The sequence below is a fragment of the Luteimonas sp. TWI382 genome, assembly GCF_039674545.1.
Taxonomy (GTDB): Bacteria; Pseudomonadota; Gammaproteobacteria; order Xanthomonadales; family Xanthomonadaceae; genus Luteimonas.
The window spans coordinates 1-17900 of the sequence record NZ_JBDJNS010000032.1; the positions used below are offsets into that span (position 1 = coordinate 1).

General features: G+C 69.9%; 10 protein-coding genes. 2 read left to right on the forward strand and 8 right to left on the reverse strand.

The window, feature by feature from the left end; genetic code table 11:
• Positions 1 to 629 precede the first annotated feature (629 nt).
• Positions 630 to 1406, forward strand: coding sequence for an SDR family oxidoreductase (locus tag ABE505_RS15410; RefSeq protein WP_346441640.1), 777 nt, complete (start codon positions 630 to 632; stop codon positions 1404 to 1406).
• Between the two features lie 22 nt (positions 1407 to 1428).
• Here ABE505_RS15410 and ABE505_RS15415 read toward each other — a convergent pair whose 3' ends face one another.
• Positions 1429 to 2046: a DUF4124 domain-containing protein gene (locus tag ABE505_RS15415; protein ID WP_346441639.1), complete on the reverse strand. Its 618-nt coding sequence runs from the start codon at positions 2044 to 2046 to the stop codon at positions 1429 to 1431.
• Positions 2043 to 2723, reverse strand: a complete 681-nt coding sequence (locus ABE505_RS15420; RefSeq protein WP_346441638.1) for a hypothetical protein — start codon at positions 2721 to 2723, stop codon at positions 2043 to 2045. The genes ABE505_RS15415 and ABE505_RS15420 overlap by 4 nt, the downstream gene beginning before the upstream one ends.
• A gap of 651 nt (positions 2724 to 3374) precedes the next feature.
• Here ABE505_RS15420 and ABE505_RS15425 point away from each other — a divergent pair.
• Positions 3375 to 6458: a TonB-dependent receptor gene (locus ABE505_RS15425; RefSeq protein ID WP_346441637.1), complete on the forward strand. Its 3084-nt coding sequence runs from the start codon at positions 3375 to 3377 to the stop codon at positions 6456 to 6458.
• A 98-nt stretch (positions 6459 to 6556) separates the two neighbouring features.
• Here the strand turns inward: ABE505_RS15425 and ABE505_RS15430 are convergent, their stop codons facing one another.
• The 6 genes from ABE505_RS15430 to ABE505_RS15455 form a co-directional block, all read right to left on the reverse strand.
• Entirely contained in the window at positions 6557 to 8050 is a 1494-nt protein-coding gene (locus tag ABE505_RS15430; protein WP_346441636.1) for an FAD-dependent oxidoreductase, read from the reverse strand.
• Between the two features lie 64 nt (positions 8051 to 8114).
• Entirely contained in the window at positions 8115 to 12572 is a 4458-nt protein-coding gene (gene gltB / locus ABE505_RS15435; protein WP_346441877.1) for a glutamate synthase large subunit, read from the reverse strand.
• A 207-nt stretch (positions 12573 to 12779) separates the two neighbouring features.
• Positions 12780 to 13349: a Sua5/YciO/YrdC/YwlC family protein gene (locus ABE505_RS15440; RefSeq protein ID WP_346441634.1), complete on the reverse strand. Its 570-nt coding sequence runs from the start codon at positions 13347 to 13349 to the stop codon at positions 12780 to 12782.
• Positions 13350 to 13368: 19 nt separating this feature from the next.
• Positions 13369 to 15936, reverse strand: a complete 2568-nt coding sequence (locus tag ABE505_RS15445) for a DNA topoisomerase I (protein ID WP_346441632.1) — start codon at positions 15934 to 15936, stop codon at positions 13369 to 13371.
• 147 nt (positions 15937 to 16083) lie between these two features.
• The gene (locus ABE505_RS15450) at positions 16084 to 17058 is read right to left on the reverse strand and encodes an RDD family protein (RefSeq protein WP_346441631.1); all 975 of its coding nucleotides are present in this window, start codon (positions 17056 to 17058) and stop codon (positions 16084 to 16086) included.
• A gap of 356 nt (positions 17059 to 17414) precedes the next feature.
• Positions 17415 to 17888 carry a DUF494 family protein gene (locus ABE505_RS15455; RefSeq protein ID WP_241944127.1) on the reverse strand — a complete coding sequence of 158 codons (474 nt, stop codon included), beginning with the start codon at positions 17886 to 17888 and terminating at the stop codon, positions 17415 to 17417.
• Positions 17889 to 17900: the final 12 nt, after the last annotated feature.

The following is a 17900-nucleotide window of genomic DNA, read 5'->3' on the forward strand; positions in this document are numbered from 1 at the left end:
GCGGGGAGGTGACTTCACCGCAGCGTCCAGGCTTTGGCCCCTTCTCCCGCGTGCGGGGGAGGGCTGGGATGGGGGCGCTTCTTCCGTGGCATGTCCATGCCTCCACCCGACGCGCAGGCGGGGAGGTGACTTCACCGCAGCGTTGAGGCTTTGGCCCCTTCTCCCGCGTGCGGGGGAAGGCTGGGATGGGGGCGCTTCTTCCGTGGCAGGTCCAAGCCTGCACCCGACGCGCAGGCGGGGAGGTGACTTCACCGCAGCGTCCAGGCTTTGGCCCCTTCTCCCGCGTGCGGGGGAGGGCTGGGATGGGGGCGCTTCTTCCGTGGCAGGTCCAAGCCTGCACCCGACGCGCAGGCGGGGAGGTGACTTCACCGCAGCGTCCAGACTTTGGCCCCTTCCCCCGCGTGCGGGGGAGGGCTGGGATGGGGGCGCTTCTTCCGTGGCAGGCGCATGCCTCCACCCGACGCGCAGGCGGGGAGGCGGCTTCACTGCAGCGTCCAGGCTTTGGCCCCTTCTCCCGCGTGAGGGGGAAGGCTGGGATGGGGGCGCTTTCCCGCACGCCTCGGCATCGTGGCGATCTCCGATGGCGGACTCGGCGGTATCCTAGGCGCAGTCGAAACGAGGATATGTCGATGGATCCGCAGCGCTGGCGCCTGGATGGCCAATGTGCCCTGGTGACCGGTGGCAGCGCCGGCATCGGGCGGGCGATCGCACGTGAGCTGGCGGGGTTTGGCGCCACGGTGTTGATCGTCGGCCGCAACGGCGACGCGCTCGAGGCCGCGCGTGAGGAACTGCTCGAGGCGTTTCCACAGGCTGACGTCCGCGCGCTGATCGCCGATGTCGTCGACGAGGAGCAGCGCGGCGAGATTCTCGACTGGGTCGAGGATCAGGGACAGGGGCTGAACATCCTGGTCAACAACGCGGGCGGCAACGTGCCGCGTGCGGCGACCGAGTACGGCGAGGACGAGTGGCGCGAGATCTTCGAGATCAACGTGTTCAGCGCGTTCGAGCTCACCCGCCTGGCGCATCCGCTGCTCACCCGCCATGCCAGTTCCAGCGTGGTCAACGTCGGTAGCGTGTCGGGCATCACCCATGTGCGCACGGGCGTGGTCTACGGCATGAGCAAGGCGGCGCTGCACCAGATGACGCGCAATCTCGCGGCCGAATGGGCCGAGGATGGCGTCCGCGTCAACGCGGTGGCGCCGTGGTACATCCGCACCCGGCGCACGTCCGCACCGCTGGCCGATCCCGACTATCTCGACGAAGTGCTGCTGCGCACGCCGATGGGACGCATCGGCGAGCCGGAGGAAGTGGCGGCGGCGGTCGCGTTCCTGTGCCTGCCGGCGGCGGGCTACATCACCGGCGAATGCATCGCCGTGGACGGCGGCTTCCTGCGCTACGGGTTCTGAGGGCGGAGGCAGCCCACTGGGGTCACGGCGGGTCCGCCGCGCATGCGCTCCCGTCCCAGGTCGCACGCATCTGCTCGTAGGCCTGGCGCAGCGCCGGACCGGTCGCGCGGTCGGCGTAGCGCCAGCGGAACTCCGCTTCGTGCAGCCGCGCCTGCCAGGCCGCGCACAGCGCATCGGCGGCGACCGCCTCGCAGCTGTCCTCGACCCGCTCGCAAGCCTGGCCGGCACCGATGCCCGGCAGGCCACCGATGCCGACGGTCTGCATCGGCCGGCAGCGCGTGGGCGGGGTGGCGTCCTCGCGCCAGTCGATGTGGCCGTCGTAGCTGCGACAGGCGTACAGCGGTGGCGGCGGGGTGCGCACGGCCGGCGGCTCGGCCGCCACATCCGGGGGCGTGCGCGGCGCCGGTGCGGGCGTCGCTGCCGGTGCCGGGCGTGCCGGCGCGACGTAGGCGGGCAGGGGCGCCGCGATCTCGACCACGCGCCGTTGTTGCTGTTGTCCGGGCGCGCAGGGGCGGCCGTTCTGGAACGTGACCGCGCCGTCGGCGTCGGTGCAGCGGTAGATGACGGTATCGGCGGCGGCGGTGCCGACGGCCACGACCGACAGCAGCAGCGCCACGGCCGCGAGCAGGCCGCGCGTCATCGACCGCAGTCCTGGCCCAGGCGGGCGTTGATCGTGGTCTCCTCGCCGCGCAGGCGCGCGCGTTCGCTGGGTTGGGCGTTGAAGAACCGGCGCCGGATCTGTTCGCGGCGATCGGCCAGCAGGCTGCAGACCTCGGCCTGCGGCAGCGGGCTGCAGTCGTCGCGGACCCAGGTGCCGGCGTCACCGTAGCCGCCGCGCCACCCGCGCCGCGTGCCTGCGTCGATGTCCACGTCCACCCGGCCGCCGCCCCGGCCGGCCTCCACGCCGATCCGGGTCGAGGGGCCGCGCTGCGGCGGCCCGTAGCCCAGCGTCCACAGCGGCACCCAGCGCGGATTGCCCGCCGACGAATCGCTGGTGTACGTACTGCCGTCCGGACGCACGCAGCGGTACATCGGTTGCGGGGGTCGGACCACGACCACCTGGGGGGGCGCGGGGGCGACTGCCGGTTCGGCCGAAGGCGTCGGCCGCGGCGGTCGCGGCGTGGGTGCGGCATCGACCGGGCGGATCATCGTGCGCACCTCCTGGCGATGGCCCTCGCTGCACGGCGAGTCGCGCAGCGCGACCTGTCCGCGCGCATCCGTACACCGGTACACGACGACGTCGTCGCCGGCTGCCGCCGGGGACCTTGCCGCGGCCAGGCATGCGATCAGGACGAGAAGGCTCGGAACGCGGTGCATGCCGCCATCATGCGACGACTGGCGGCCGGACGAAACCGGGGGAGGGGCCAGCGAGATCGCGGGTTGATCTGCTTGCTGCTGCCCGCTGGCGACCTGCGGCGAAGAAAGGCGGACAGAGCCGACGGCATCGCAGGGCGCGACAGCGGGTCGCACGGCAGGGCGGGGCGCCGCGATCCGCAGACGGCCCTTCGCGCATGGGCCGACACCAGCCGCGATGCGCGCCGCCGCCAGCCCATGGACGCGGTTCGGCCGCAGGATTACGATGCGCGCCGGATCGTGACCCCATCCGCTCTTCGCGAAGGGCGGGCGAGGCGACGGTCCCCGGCGTTCGTCGCGACGCGCCCCAGCGCGCCACGGCCTGTGCGATCGGTGGAGACCGATCCGGCCTGGAGCGGATGCAGACATGCATCGGCGCTCTTTCCCGCGATGTTCAGGAGTCCGGCGCGTCGACAACGTCCGGTCCGCAACGCCCGCCGCCGCGCGGCGCACGTTGCGCGGCCCTGCCGATCGCCCGGGCCGCGTTTCCCGTTTCCCCATGTGCCGGCCCTGTGCTGGCGCGTGCCTGCGCATGGACGCGCTGCCGCTGTGCCGTCCCGTGCTGTCCCGACCGTCATCCACCACGACCCTAAAAAGCCCCCTGGAGGGGATGTCATGAACGCAACCCGTTCGCCCCGTGTTCCTCAACCCGCCCTGCTGGCCTGCGCGCTGGCCGCCTGTCTGGCCGTTGCCGCACCTGCGTTCGCCCAGTCCACCAGCGCCACGCTGCGCGGGCAGGTGCGCTCGGCCGAAGCCGGCACCACCGTAACCGCGACCAACGTCGCCACCGGTGCCGTGCGCCGTGTGCAGACCAATGCCGGCGGCGCCTACACGCTCGTTGGCCTGCCGCCGGGCACCTACCGCGTCGACGCCGGTGGCGAGCCGCAGACGGTGACGCTGTCGGTCGCCTCGACCGCGACGCTGGACATCCAGGGGGCGGTCGCCGAAGGCGTGCCGGCCGACGGCCCGGTCACCGACATCGGCGGGGTCACCGTGACTGCCCCGCTGCTGCGCGACGTGCGCACGTCCGAGGTCGGCAACACGATCTCGCTGCGCCAGATCCAGCAGCTGCCGCAGGCCACGCGCAACTTCCTCGAGTTCGCCGACACCGTCCCGGGCATGCAGTTCAAGATCGACGCCCAGGGCCGGGCGACGCTGCGTGCCGGCGCGACCAACACCAGCTCGTCCAACCTCTACATCGATGGCGTCAGCCAGAAGAGCTACGTGCAGCAAGGCGGCATTGCCGGCCAGAACGAGAGCCCGGGCAATCCGTTCCCGCAGCTGGCGATCGGCGAGTACAAGGTGATCACCTCCAACTACAAGGCCGAGTACGGCCAGGTCAGCGGCGCGGCGATCACCGCCGCCACGCGCTCGGGTACCAACGCGTTCGAAGGCGAGATGTTCTACCGCTTCACCAACGAGCGCATGCGCGCCAAGCGGCCCGACGAGACCGACAAGGACGATTCGCAGGTCAAGGAGTACGGCTTCGCCCTCGGCGGCCCGATCATCGAAGACCGCATGCATTTCTTCGTCGCCTATGAAGGCAAGAAGAACATCTACGCCCGCTCGGTGCAGCCCGAGGCCGCGTCGGGCGAGGCGTATCTGCGGCTGCCCGACAACCTGCGCAGCTACTACGGCGCGACTACGCTGCCGTTCGCAGAAGACCTGTACTTCGCCAAGCTCAGCTGGGACATCGGCGACAACGACCGCCTGGAACTGAGCGGCCAGTACCGCGACGAGGACGTGATCGGCAACGTCGGGGGCATCAGCACGCCCGAGCACGGCGATGCGCGCATCAACGAGGACAAGCGCGTCAATCTCAAGTGGATGCACTACGGCCAGCGCTTCTACAACGAACTGATCGTCAGCACCCAGGACTCGCAGAACTCCAAGACGCCGGTCTCGTTCGGCAACGGCGCCATCTACACCGTGATCGACCGCCGCCCGCCGCTGACCGAGGCCACGCTGCTGCAGCTCGGCCCGGCCAGCGGGTTCAGCCTGCAGTCGCAGCACCAGAAGGGCTGGTCGCTGCAGGACGACTTGACCTTCAACAGCTTCGAGTTCAACGGCGATCACACCGTCAAGGTCGGCGTGAACTACCGCAACATCGAGCTGGCGTCGAGCGACGGCGAGCCGCTGAACCCGCAGTTCTCGTGGGAGTTCGACCCGGCCACCGGCCAGATCGCCGCGCAGCCCTACCGCGTGGAGTTCATCGCGCCGTTCGCGACCCCCGGCCTGAGCCCGCGCGTGGAGACCACGGCCAAGCAGTACGGGTTCTATATCCAGGACGACTGGCAGGTGAACCCGCATCTGATGCTGAACTTCGGCGTGCGCTGGGACTACGAGGACGTGCCGGCCTACACCGACCACGTCACCCCGAAGGCCTTCGTCGATGCGCTCTACGCCGCCGATCCGCAGAATCCGGGGCAGCGCTGGGTCGACCGCTGGCTCAACGGCGGTATCGATGCGATCAACCCGCTCGACTACATCAGCACCGGCAGCAACCGCAAGAACTTCAAGGACGCGTGGGCGCCGCGCTTCGGCTTCTCCTACGACCTGGGCGCCGACGAGCGTCACGTGATCCACGGCGGCGCCGGCCGGTCCTACGACCGCAACCTGTTCCGCGACCTCGCGTTCGAGCGCCACAAGGGCTCGATCTCGCTGGTGCGCCTGGAGTTCGCCGATCCGGCGACCGGCCAGTGCGTGGCGATCACCGGCTCGCGTTGCGTCGCCTGGGACCCGGCCTACCTGGGCGGGGCGGACGTGCTCGCCGGTATCACCGGTTCGCGCGATGCCGCCGAGGCGTTCATGCTCAACAACCGGCTCAAGACGCCCTACAGCGATCAGTTCAGCCTGGGCATGAGCAACCAGGTGGGGCAGTGGCTGACCGACGTCACCGTGCAGCGCATCCTCGCCCGCGACGGCTTCGGCTACACGCTCGGCAACCGCTATCCCGACGGCGCGTTCTTCAGCCCCGACGGCAGCCCGCCGTGGGGCGCCTCCGATCGCGTGCCGCCGGGCTTCGGCGGCGTGATCCTGGGCGACAACGGCGTCGAGCAGCGCAGCACGCAGATCCTGCTGGCGGCCGACAAGCCGTACACCAAGGAATCGGGCTGGGGCGCCAACATCGCCTACACCCATACCCAGGCGCGCCAGAACAGCCGCGACAACGACAGCCAGTTCGACTACTTCGACAAGGCGCGGCTGCAGTACTTCCCGTTCGTGAAGTCGAGCAACCAGCCCAAGCACCGCTTCACCGCCTCGGCCTCGGTCGACGGGCCGTGGGGGGTGACCTACGGCGCCAAGCTGGTGCTCGAGACCGCCAACCCGATCAACACCGTGGCCTGCTACGGCGTCCAGGGCTGGGACGGTTCGACCTGCCAACTCGTCGGCTTCGTGCCGCCGGGCAACGGCAAGTTCCTGGTCGGCGGCGACATCTGGAGCTACCGCACCGTGGATCTGCAGGCGACCAAGGAGTTCGTGCTGGGGGGCGACACGCGGCTGACCGCACGCGTGAACCTGCTCAACGCGTTCAACTTCAAGAACTACGACAGCTACGTCTACGGCGGACCCGACGGCAGCAGCAACTACTTCGGCGAAGGCGGCCAACTCGACACCGGCTACGTGTCGGTGAACCGCAATGCCGGGATCTTCTACTTTCCGCGCACGCTGACGGTGGAAGTGGGCCTGAAGTTCTGAGGCCACGCTGCATCGATGGAAACAGAACGGGGCCTTCGGGCCCCGTTCTGCGTTCCGGCGCATGCCCACGCAAACCGCGCAGCGGCACGCAGCGTCGATCAGATGGCGTCGAGCGCGGCCCGCGTCGTGTCGGCGACCCGTCGGCGCAGCATGCGCGCGATGCTTGCGGCTGCGTCGCGGCCTTCCTGCACCGCGGTGACCACCAGATCGGCGCCGCGCACCGCATCGCCACCGGCGAATACACGCTCATGCGCGGTCTGATACGGCAGCCGACGCTCGCCGCCGACGCGGATGCGCCCGCTGCCCGGCGCCTGGGCCTCGACGCCGTGCGGGTCGAGCCAGGCCGGCACGGCCGGCGAAAAGCCGAAGGCGATGATCACCACGTCGGCGGCCAGCATCGATTCGCTGCCCGCGACCGGAACGGCGGCACGGCGGCCGTTCGCGTCCGGGTCGCCGAGCCGGGTCTCGACCATGCGCACGCCGGCCGCGTTGCCGTCCGCATCGGCTTCGATTGCCAGCGGCTGGCGGTTGAACAGGAAGCGCACGCCTTCCTCGCGGGCGTTGGCGACTTCGCGCGCCGAGCCGGGCATGTTGGCTTCGTCGCGACGGTAGGCACAGGTGACGCTGGCCGCGCCCAGTCGGACGGCTGAGCGCACACAGTCCATGCCGGTGTCGCCGCCGCCGAGCACGACCACGCGCTTGCCGGTCAGTTTCGGCAGCGTGAGCGTGTCCTCCCAGCCGGCGATCGGCCGGCCCCAGGTGTCGCCGCCAGTGACCAGGCGGCCGTTGTGCACCAGGAACGGCAGCGCCGGCAACACGCCCGGCAGGTCCTGACCGGCCAGGCCACCATCGGTGTAGCGGTAGGCGCCGGTGCCCAGGAACACCGCATCGAAGTCTTCCAGCAGCGCGTCGAGCGCGATGTCGCGGCCGATCTCCACGCCGAGCCGGAACGTCACGCCCATGCCCTCGAGCACGGCGCGCCGGGTGGCGATGACCGTCTTGTCGAGCTTGAAGCTGGGGATGCCGAACTGCAGCAGGCCGCCGATCTGCTCGTAGCGGTCGAACACGACCGCCTCGATGCCGGCGCGCGCCAACCGGTCGGCGCAGGCCAGCCCGGCGGGCCCGGCACCGATCACCGCGACCCGCCGGCCGGTGGCCACGACCTTCGACAGGTCCGGCCGCCAGCCCTGGGCGAATGCGGTATCGACGATGTACTTCTCGACTGCACCGATGGTCACCGCGCCGAAGCCGTCGTTGAGCGTGCACGCGCCCTCGCACAGCCGGTCCTGGGGGCACACGCGGCCGCACATCTCCGGCAGCGGGTTGGTCTCGTGGCACAGCGCCGCGGCCTCGTGCACGCGCCCTTCCTGCGCCAGCTTCAGCCAGTTGGGGATGTAGTTGTGCACCGGGCACTTGGCTTCGCAGTACGGGTTGCCGCAATCGAGACAGCGATCGGCCTGGTGCGCGGCCTCGCTCGGCCCGAAGCCGCCATAGAGCTCGTTCCAGTCGCCGGCCGTGCGCAGCGTCAGCGGCACTTTGCCCGGCATCTCGCGCGGCTCCTTGAGGAACCGAAACACATCGCGCTTGGTCATCAGGTGGACTCCGTTGCGCGAGATGCGAAGCAGATCGTAAAGGCGGATGTGCGCAACACGGACCTCATGCCGCCCGCCTCAGGTCTTCGGCGAGTGCCGCCAGGCTCGCGGCCTTGGGCTTGACCAGCCAGAACTTGCCGACGAAGTCGCGGAACTCGTCGAGGATGCGGGCGCTCCAGGCGCTGCCGGTCAGGCGGGCGTGGGTCTCGATCAAATCGCGCAGGTGCGAGCGGTAGTTGTCGAAGGCTTCTGGTGTCACCCGCAGGATGTCGATCAACTCGTGGTTGTAGCGGTCGACGAAGTCGCGATCGAGGTCGAGCACGTAGGCGATGCCGCCGGTGAAGCCGGCGCCGAAGTTCAGGCCGGTGCGACCCAGCACCGCGACCGCGCCGCCGGTCATGTACTCGCAGCAATGGTCGCCGGCGCCTTCGATCACTGCGACCGCGCCCGAGTTGCGCACGCCGAAGCGCTCGCCCGCGCGGCCCGCAGCGTAAAGCTCGCCGCCGGTCGCGCCATACAGACAGGTGTTGCCGAGGATCGGCGTGAGCCGCGACTCGAACGCGCTGCCGGCCGGTGGACGCAACACGATCCGGCCACCGGCCATGCCCTTGCCGACGTAGTCGTTGGCTTCTCCCTCCAGTTCGAGGTGCAGGCCGCCCGCATTGAACGCGCCCAGGCTCTGGCCGGCGGTGCCGCGCAGGCGCAGCGTCAGCGGCCGGTCGGCCATGCCGGTGTTGCCGTGCACGCGCGCGATCGCGCCCGACAGGCGCGTGCCGATGCTGCGGTCGGTGTTGCGGATCTCGAAGTCATAGCTGCCACCGTCGCCGCGTGCGATCGCCTTGGACACGCGCGCGTCCAGCGCGGCCGCCAGACCGTCGGGCGGCGCCTGCAGCGCCGGGGCACCGCAGTAGCCAAGCGGCTTGTCGGGATCGCGGCGCAGCAGCATCGACAGGTCGATGTCGACGTGGTCGCGGGTGCGGCGCAGGTGCTGCTCGAGCAGGTCGGTGCGGCCGACGATCTCGTCGAGCGCGCGCGCGCCCAGCGCCGCCAGGTGCTCGCGCACGTCCTCGGCGACATTGCGGAAGAACGCCTCCACGCGCTCGGGCAGGCCCTTGTAGTGGTGTTCGCGCAGCCGCGGATCCTGGGTCGCCACGCCGGTGGCGCAGTTGTTGAGGTGGCAGATGCGCAGGTACTTGCAGCCCAGCGCGATCATCGGCGCGGTGCCGAAGCCGAATGTGTCGGCGCCCAGCAGCGCGGCCTTGATCACGTCCAGGCCGGTCTTGAGCCCGCCGTCGGTCTGCAGCAGTACGCGCTCGCGCATGTCGTTGAACTGCAGCGCCTGGCGCGCCTCCGACAGGCCCAGTTCCCACGGCGCGCCGGCGTAGCGGATCGAGCCCAGCGGGCTGGCACCGGTACCGCCGTCGTGGCCGGAGATCGTGATCAGGTCGGCGCCGGCCTTGACCACGCCGGCGGCGATCGTGCCGACCCCGGCATGGCTGACCAGCTTGACCGAGATCAGCGCCTGCGGGTTGACCTGGCGCAGGTCGAAAATCAACTGCGCCAGGTCCTCGATCGAGTAGATGTCGTGGTGCGGCGGCGGCGAGATCAGACCGATGCCGGGCTTGGCATAACGCAGGCGCGCGATCAACGCGTCGACCTTGCTGCCCGGCAACTGGCCGCCCTCACCGGGTTTGGCGCCCTGCGCGACCTTGATCTGCAGCACCTCGGCGTTGATCAGGTACTCGGGCGTCACGCCGAAGCGGCCCGAAGCGATCTGCTTGATCTTGCTGCGCCGCTCGCTGCCGTAGCGCGCCGGGTCCTCGCCGCCCTCGCCGGAGTTGCTGCGTCCGCCCAGCCGGTTCATCGCGATCGCCAACGCTTCGTGCGCCTCGGGCGACAACGCGCCCAGGCTCATCGCCGCCGAGTCGAATCGGCGCACGATTGCCGAGACCGGTTCGACCTCGTCGAGCGGTACCGGCATGGCCGCCGCGCGCGGCCGCAGCAGGTCGCGCAGCGCGGCCGGGGGCCGGGTGTCGACGAGGCCCGCGTAGCGACGCCAGTCCTCACGCGCGCCGGTGGCGACCGCGCGCTGCAGCGCTTGCACCACGTCGGGATTGAACTGGTGGTACTCGCCGCCGTGCACGTAGTGCAGCAGGCCGCCGGGTTCGGGCAGCGCGGTATCGTCCCAGCCCTGCGCGGCCAGCGCCCAGGCGTCGGCCTCCAGGCGCGCGAAGCCAGCGCCGCCGATGCGGGATGGCGTGCCCTCGAAGCACAGCGCGACGACTTCCGCATCGAGTCCGACGATCTCGAACAACTGCGCGCCGCGATAGCTGGCGATACTGCCGATGCCCATCTTCGACAGAATCTTCAGCAGGCCCTTGCGCACGCCGCGGCGGTAGCTGCGACCCAGTTGCAGCATCTCGTCGCCGCTCTGGGTCGGGATCACGCCGCGCCGCGCCAGTCCATGCAGGGTCTGGTAGGCGAGATAGGGATAGACCGCGGTCGCGCCAAAGCCGATCAGGCAGGCGAAATGGTGGGGATCGCGCGCGGTGCCGGTCTCCACCAGCAGGTTGGCGTCGCAGCGCAGCCCCATGCGCACCAGGTGCAGGTGAATCGCGCCGGTCGCCAGCAGCGCGTGCACCGGTGCGGTGCCGCGCTTGGGATAACGATCGCTCAGCAGCAGGATCTCCACACCCTCGCGCACCGCCGTTTCGGCCTCGGCGCACAGCCGGTGCAGGGCGGCCTCGAGCGTTTCGTCCTGGCCGAAGTACAGGTGCAGCAGTCGGTTGGCGTGCTCGAAGCGCGGCAGCGCGAGCAACTGCCTGAGCTTGCGCTGCGAGAGCACCGGCGAGTTCAGCAGCACGTGGTGCACGTTCTCGGCGCGGTCGAGGAACAGGTTGCCCTCGCGCCCGATCTGCGTGGCCAGGGTCATGACCCCGCCCTCGCGCAGCGGATCGATCGGCGGGTTGGTGACCTGCGCGAACGCCTGGCGGAAGCCGTCGTAGAGCGGGCGCACGCGCTGGCTGATCGCCGCCATCGGCACGTCGTCGCCCATCGAGCCGATCCCTTCCTGCTCGGTCTGCGCCAGCGGGCGCAACACCGATTCCTGTTCCTCGCGGGTGAGCTGGAACAGCTTCTGGAACGCCAACAGGGTGTCGGCGGGGAAGGGCTCGGCGGCCAGCGCCGGGTCGATCAGTTCGGTGTGCAGATAGCTCATGCCGCGCTTGAGCCACTGCTTGTATGGCGCGCGCGCGCGGTTGACCGCGTCGATCGCGTCGTTGTCGAGCAATGTGCCGGCGGCCAGATCGATCGCGATCATCTCGCCCGGCCCGAGTTTGCCCTTGGCCTTGACCCGCTCGGGCGCGACGTCCCACACACCGGTCTCGGAGGCGATCACGAAGATGCCGTCGTGCGAGAGCGTCCAGCGCGCCGGGCGCAGGCCGTTGCGGTCGAGGGTGCAGGCCGCATACCGGCCGTCGCACATCACCACGCCGGCCGGCCCGTCCCACGGTTCGGAGTTGATCGCGTAGTACTCATAGAACGCGGCGAGGTCGGCGTCCTTGTACTCCAGCGACTGGGTTGCCGGCGGCATCAGGATGCGCATCGCCTGCAGCAGGTCCATGCCGCCGAGCAGCAGCCACTCGAGCATGTTGTCGAGGCTCTGCGAATCGGAGCCATGCATCGTGACCGGCGCCTCGAACTCGCCGATGTCGAGCAGCGGCGATGCCCAGACCCCGCGGCGCGCCTGGGCCCAGCGCCGATTGCCTTCGATGCTGTTGATCTCGCCGTTGTGCGCCAGCCGCCGGAACGGGTGCGCCAGCGGCCAGCGCGGCAGCGTGTTGGTCGAAAAGCGCTGGTGGAACACCGCCGTGACCGCGGCCAGGTCCGGCCGGGCCAGGTCCGGGAACAACTGGGTCAGGTGGCTCGGCAACACCATGCCCTTGTAGCCGAGCAGGCCGGGCGTCAACCCGACGACGTAGAAGTCGGCCACGTCGCGCAGCACCTGCTCGGCGCGGCGGCGCGCCAGGTACAGCGCGCGCTCGAACGCCGGCGCATCGTCGTCATCGGCTTCGACGAACACCTGCGCCACCTGCGGCAGCGACGACAGCGCCAGGCGGCCGAGTGCGGCAGTGTCGAGCGGCACCTCGCGCCAGCCGAGCGTGCGCACGTCCAGTGCCGCCAACTGCGCGGACAGGGTCTCTCGGCACTGCGCGGCGGCGGCCGCGTCGTGCGGCAGGAACACCATGCCGGCAGCGATTCGAGAGCCGGTGACGACGAACCCGCTTTCGGCGGCGAGCGTGCGCACAAAGGCCTCGACGCCGACCAGCAGCACGCCGCAGCCGTCGCCCGACAGGCCGTCTGCGGCGATGCCGCCGCGATGGGCCATGCGCGACAGCGCCTGCAGTGCGCCGTCGACGATCTCGCGCGCGGGCGCGCCGCCGATCGTCGAGATCAGGCCGAAGCCACAGGCGTCGCGTTCGTCAGCGGGGTCGTACAGCCCACGCACCGGGGATTCCCGCATCGTCGTCATTGCCGTCCGGTCAGGGGAGCAGAGCCGGCGTGGGGATCGGAGCGTGTGGAGATCTCGCAACGCATCCACGTCGGGCCATCGAATAGAGCACAGTTTGTGCAGTGCGGCAATACGCTATTCGCAGCACTTCAGACGTTTCCGATGCAACCATTGCGACGCGGCACCAGCCCCGATGCAGGTCGATCCGGGCCGCGGCCGTCAGCCGCGCAGCACCCGTCCAGTGGCGGCGTCGCGGATCGTCGACGGCGCGCGGCGTCCGCCGGTCTCCCCGTCGGCCACACCGTCGATCTGCGCCAGCAATCGCGGGTCGAGCGCGGAGGCCTCGTGCACGGCCGGCTCGCCCGAGAGGTTGGCGCTGGTCGATACCAGCGGCCCACCGAAGGCGGCGCACAGCGCGATGACGCCCGGATGGGCGCTGACGCGTACCGCGATGCCGGCATGGTCACCGGTCAGCCAGTCCGGAACGCCGGGCAACGCCGGCACGATCCAGGTGTTGGGGCCCGGCCAGGAAGCGAGCACCGCGTCGCGGCGCTCGGGCGCGAGCCGGGGCCAGTCGGCGATGTCGGCCAACTGCGCCGTTTCCCCGGCGATCAAGATGACCCCCTTGTCGACCGGCCGGCGCTTGATCTGGAGCAGGCGACCCACGGCGGCCGCGTCGAACGGCGCGCAGCCCAACCCCCACACGCCTTCGGTGGGGTAGGCGATCACACCGCCGCGCGCGAGCACGGCGGCCGCGGCGGCGATGTCCAGACGCGCGAGGGCGGACATGCGCGATGCCGGCCGCGCGTCAGAACGGCGCGGCGTCGTCGGCCGCGGCCTTGACCACGCGCTTCTTGCCCGGCGCGACCTTGGCCGGCGTCAGCAGCGACTTGGCCGGCTCAGGCGGGGCGACCGCCTGTTTGGCGACCTTCTTCGTCGCTTTTTTCGCGGTCTTCTTGGCGGCTTTCTTCGCAGGTGCCTTCTTGGTCGCGGCCTTCTTCGCAGCCGGGCTCTTGTCGGGCGCGGCCTTCTTCGTCGCGACTTTCTTGGCGGCGGCCTTTTTGGCGCCGAACCCCTTGCGCACCGGCTTGCCGGTTTCCTCGAGCAGGCGGGTGACCTCCTCGAACGTCAGCGACGCGGGCTCGCGGTCCTTGGGGATCTTGCCGTTGAGCTTGCCGTCGCTGATGTACGGCCCGAAACGGCCGTTGAGTACCTGGATGTCGCTGCCATCGAAGGATTTGATGATCCGGTTGCGCGCGATCTCCTCCTTCTCCTCGATCAGGAACACCGCGCGCGTCAGGTCGATCTTGTACGGATCGTCCTCCTTCTTCAGCGAGGCGTAGGTGCTGCCGCGCTTGGCGAAGGGACCGAAACGGCCGATGCCCACGCTGACCTGCTCGCCCTTGTCCTCGCCGAGGATGCGCGGCATCAGGAACAGCTCGAGCGCCTGCTCGAGCGTGATCGTGTGCATGCTCTGGCCGGGGCGCAACGAGGCGAACTTGGGCTTGTCCTCGGCGTCCTCGGCGGTGCTGCCGATCGCCGCGTACGGCCCGAAGCGGCCCAGCCGTACGCTGACCGGCTTGCCGGTCTTGGGGTCGGTGCCCAGCTCGCGCGCGCCGGTGGCCTCGGTGCGGTCGACCGACTCGGTCTTCTCGACCACCAGCTCCTTGAACGGCCCCCAGAACTTCTCCATCAGCGGGATCCAGTCCTCCTCGCCGCGGCTGACCGCATCGAGCTCGTCCTCAAGCTTGGCGGTGAAGTCGTAGTCCACGTAGCGGGTGAAGTGGCTGGACAGGAACTTCGACACCGCACGGCCGACATCGCTGGGCCGGAAGCTGCGGCCTTCCATCTCGACATACTTGCGGAACAGCAGGGTCTGGATGATCGAGGTGTACGTCGACGGGCGGCCGATCCCGTACTCCTCGAGCGCCTTGACCAGCGCGGCTTCGGTGAAGCGCGGCGGCGGCTGCGTGAAGTGCTGCTCGGCGAGGATGCGGTCGAGCGGCACGCGGTCGCCCGGCTTCATCTGCGGCAGCTTGCGGCCCTCGTCGTCGTCATCCTTGCCCTTGGTGTCCTTGCCCTCCTCGTAGACCGCCAGAAAGCCCGGCACCACGACCGTCGTGCCCGAGGCGCGGAAGCTGTGCTCGCTGCCGGCGGCCAGGTCGACCGACACGGTGTTGAGCGTGGCCGGAATCATCTGCGAGGCCACCGCGCGCTTCCAGATCAGCTCGTAGAGGCGGCGCTCGTCGTCGGTCAGGTGGCGCGCGACCTGCGAAGGCGTGCGCAGCGCCGAGGTCGGACGCACCGCCTCGTGGGCCTCCTGCGCGTTCTTGGACTTGGTCTGATAGGTATTGGGCTGGTCGGGCAGGGACGCGGTGCCGTAGTCGCGCGCGATCACGTCGCGGATGTCCACCAGCGCGTCCTGCGACAGATTCACCGAGTCGGTACGCATGTAGGTGATCAGGCCGATCGTGCCCTCCTCGCCGAGCGCCACGCCCTCGTAGAGTTTCTGCGCGATCTGCATGGTCTTGCGCGTGGTGAAGCCGAGCTTGCGCGAGGCTTCCTGCTGCAGCGTCGAGGTCGTGAACGGCGGCGCCGGGCGGCGCTTGCGTTCCTTGGCGCCGACGTCGGTGACGTGCAGCGCGCCCTGCGCGGCGGCCTGGATGCGCGCGCGGGCGGCCTCGGCGGTGTCGCCGTCGGTGATCGTGAACTGCTCGAACTTCTGCCCGTCGAGCTTGGCCAGCCGCGCGCTGAAGCTCTGCGAGGGATGCGCACACGCGGCTTCGATCGACCAGTACTCGCGCGCGATGAAGGCCTCGATCTCCTCTTCGCGCTCGACGATCAGTCGCAGCGCCGGCGATTGCACCCGGCCGGCCGACAGCCCGCGCTGCACCTTGCGCCACAGCACCGGCGAGAGGTTGAAGCCGACCAGATAATCGAGCGCGCGACGCGCCTGCTGCGCATCGACGAGGTCGCCGGCGATCGAGCGGGGCTTCTGCATGGCCTCCTTGATCGCCCGCGGCGTGATCTCGGTGAACACGACGCGCTGCAGCGACCGGTCCTCGAGCAGCCCGCGCTCTTTGAGGATCTCGGCGATGTGCCAACTGATCGCCTCGCCCTCGCGGTCCGGGTCGGTCGCCAGAAAGATGTCCTGCGCGCCGCGCGCGGCCTTGGCGATCGCCTCGACGTGCTTTTCGTTCTTCTCGATCAGGTCGTAGCGCATCGCGAAGCCGTGGTCGGGGTCGACCGCGCCTTCCTTGGGGATCAGATCGCGCACATGGCCGTAGGACGCCAGGACCTGGAAGTCGTTGCCGAGGTACTTGTTGATCGTCTTGGCCTTGGCGGGCGACTCGACGATGAGGAGGTGTTTGGCCATGGGGGCGACATCCGTGGGTGCGCCGTTGGACCGGCGCCCCGAAAGGTGTGAAGACGCCGCCGCCCGGGGCGGGGCCCCGGGCGGTCGGTTGCTTTTATAGTGGAATCACGGGCGGGCAGGGCTGTCAAGCGCGAGCCCTGCCGGGGTTCACATCGAAGCGAACAAAAGGGCGGCCACGATCGCGACCAGCCCCAGTCCGAACAGGGCGCCGAAGATCGCCAGCACGACGATCGCCACCGTTCCCAGGCCATCGTGCTGCAAGTCGGGCCGGTCGGTGAAGGCCCACTTGTCGACCACCACGGTGTCGCAAATGATGTCGTGCAACGACTGCCTGCGCTCGGTGAAGACAATCATCAGGAAGCCGATCATCAGGATCAGTGCGCTGAGGATGGTCGAAAAATAGCGGCCGATGCCGCGCAGCAGCGAAATGCGCTCGCCGTTGGAGCGGACGACCTTGATGCCCACTGCCATCTTGCCCGGTGTGGCCATCATGTTCGAGGCGTGGAACCAGGCGTAATAGAGCGCGCCAATGGCGATCGACAGCAGGTTGGACAGGACCTGGACCAGCACGAACCCGATGCTCCCGGCCGAGCCTGAGCCGCCGACGGCGAGAATGCCGCCGAGCACGGCGAGGGCGATCCCGCCGATCACCATGCCGATGATGCCCACGACCAGACCGTCGATCAGATAGGCTGCGACCCGCTTCCAGAAGCCTGCGTAGAACACGGGGCCGCCGCGCACCACTGCAGCGGCGCCGGCCACCGGGGCGGTCGGTGGCGCGTAGGGCGAGGCGCTGGCCATGGCGCCGGCAGGAGCGACTGCGGTGGTATGCGCGCTCTCGGTGACCGGGCGCCAGGCATCGCCAGGCGCCGGGGCCCCCTCGACGTTCGCTTCCGCGGGCGCCAGCGCCTCGAGGGCCCATTCCGATGCCGCGGGGGCCGGGGAGGCGGCACTGGCGAACTCACCGCGCACCGCGTCCAGCGGCACCCACTCGGCCAGGCCATCGCGCCACACCAGGGTCCTGTCGTCGATCTGGCGTGCCTGGTACAGGCGCAGCAGTTCGGTGGCCGGGACCGGTCCCCGGCGGGCATGCGTGGTGTCGGCGTAGAACCAGTCGGTCATCGGGGCGGATCCTGTGCGGGGAGCGATGCCGCGGCTGCGGCAAGACGAAGGGGCACGATGCTGCAGCCACGCATCGCACGCGGCCTGCGCCAGCGTGCCGCCGTCAGACCATCAGCGACACCGTGTTGCGGCAGGCGAGGCATCGGCACACGCGGCGCGTGCCCGATGTCGGGAGCCCATGGAGCCGGTGCGACTCGGCCTTGCGGACCGCCTGCCCCTGCAACGCGATGGCCGCTGGCCTGGCCGGCCGCACGGGCGTCGTGGGCGGAATGCTAACCCGTGCAGCGCGATTCGTCCCCGTTGCGCGGCAGCGCAACGAGACCGGGTGATCGCGGGTGGTCAGGCATGCGGCCGGATCAGTGCACCGGCTCGGGTTCGTCGATGAACATCTGGGTTTCCATCCAGGCGTAGGCCGCCTCGCTGCCGGGCTGGTTGAACAGCACCATCAGCACGACCCATTTGAGGTCGTCGAGGTCGAGTTCGTCCTGGTCGAGCGCCATCACGCGGTCGAGCACCAGTTCGCGCTGGTCGGCATCGAGCACGCCGTGCTGCTCGAGGAACATCAGAAAGCCGCGGCCCTCGACGTCCAGCCGGTCGATCTCGGGGGCCGAATACACGCGGGTGGGCCCGTTCGCGCGGACCTCCGACACGGCAGGGCGCTGCTCGGCCAGGGCGTCGAGCCAGTCGAAGGCCTTGCTGGTCTCCGCCGGGCTGAATCCAGCCTGCAGCAGACCGCTCTGCAGCGAGTCGCGGTCGCGGACCAGGTCCGCGTCCTCGGTGAAGTAGTGCTCGAACAGATAGAGCAGGACATCCAGGATGCTTTCTTTCATATTCCCCGGCCT

Coding starts and splice junctions, on each gene's coding strand:
- ABE505_RS15410 (WP_346441640.1), top strand. CDS start 630: ATGGATCCGCAGCGCTGGCGCCTGGATGGCCAATGTGCCCTGGTGACC.
- ABE505_RS15440 (WP_346441634.1), bottom strand. CDS start 13,349: ATGTCCGCCCTCGCGCGTCTGGACATCGCCGCCGCGGCCGCCGTGCTC.
- ABE505_RS15415 (WP_346441639.1), bottom strand. CDS start 2,046: ATGACGCGCGGCCTGCTCGCGGCCGTGGCGCTGCTGCTGTCGGTCGTG.
- ABE505_RS15420 (WP_346441638.1), bottom strand. CDS start 2,723: ATGCACCGCGTTCCGAGCCTTCTCGTCCTGATCGCATGCCTGGCCGCG.
- ABE505_RS15425 (WP_346441637.1), top strand. CDS start 3,375: ATGAACGCAACCCGTTCGCCCCGTGTTCCTCAACCCGCCCTGCTGGCC.
- ABE505_RS15455 (WP_241944127.1), bottom strand. CDS start 17,888: ATGAAAGAAAGCATCCTGGATGTCCTGCTCTATCTGTTCGAGCACTAC.
- ABE505_RS15450 (WP_346441631.1), bottom strand. CDS start 17,058: ATGACCGACTGGTTCTACGCCGACACCACGCATGCCCGCCGGGGACCG.
- gltB (WP_346441877.1), bottom strand. CDS start 12,572: ATGCGGGAATCCCCGGTGCGTGGGCTGTACGACCCCGCTGACGAACGC.
- ABE505_RS15430 (WP_346441636.1), bottom strand. CDS start 8,050: ATGACCAAGCGCGATGTGTTTCGGTTCCTCAAGGAGCCGCGCGAGATG.
- ABE505_RS15445 (WP_346441632.1), bottom strand. CDS start 15,936: ATGGCCAAACACCTCCTCATCGTCGAGTCGCCCGCCAAGGCCAAGACG.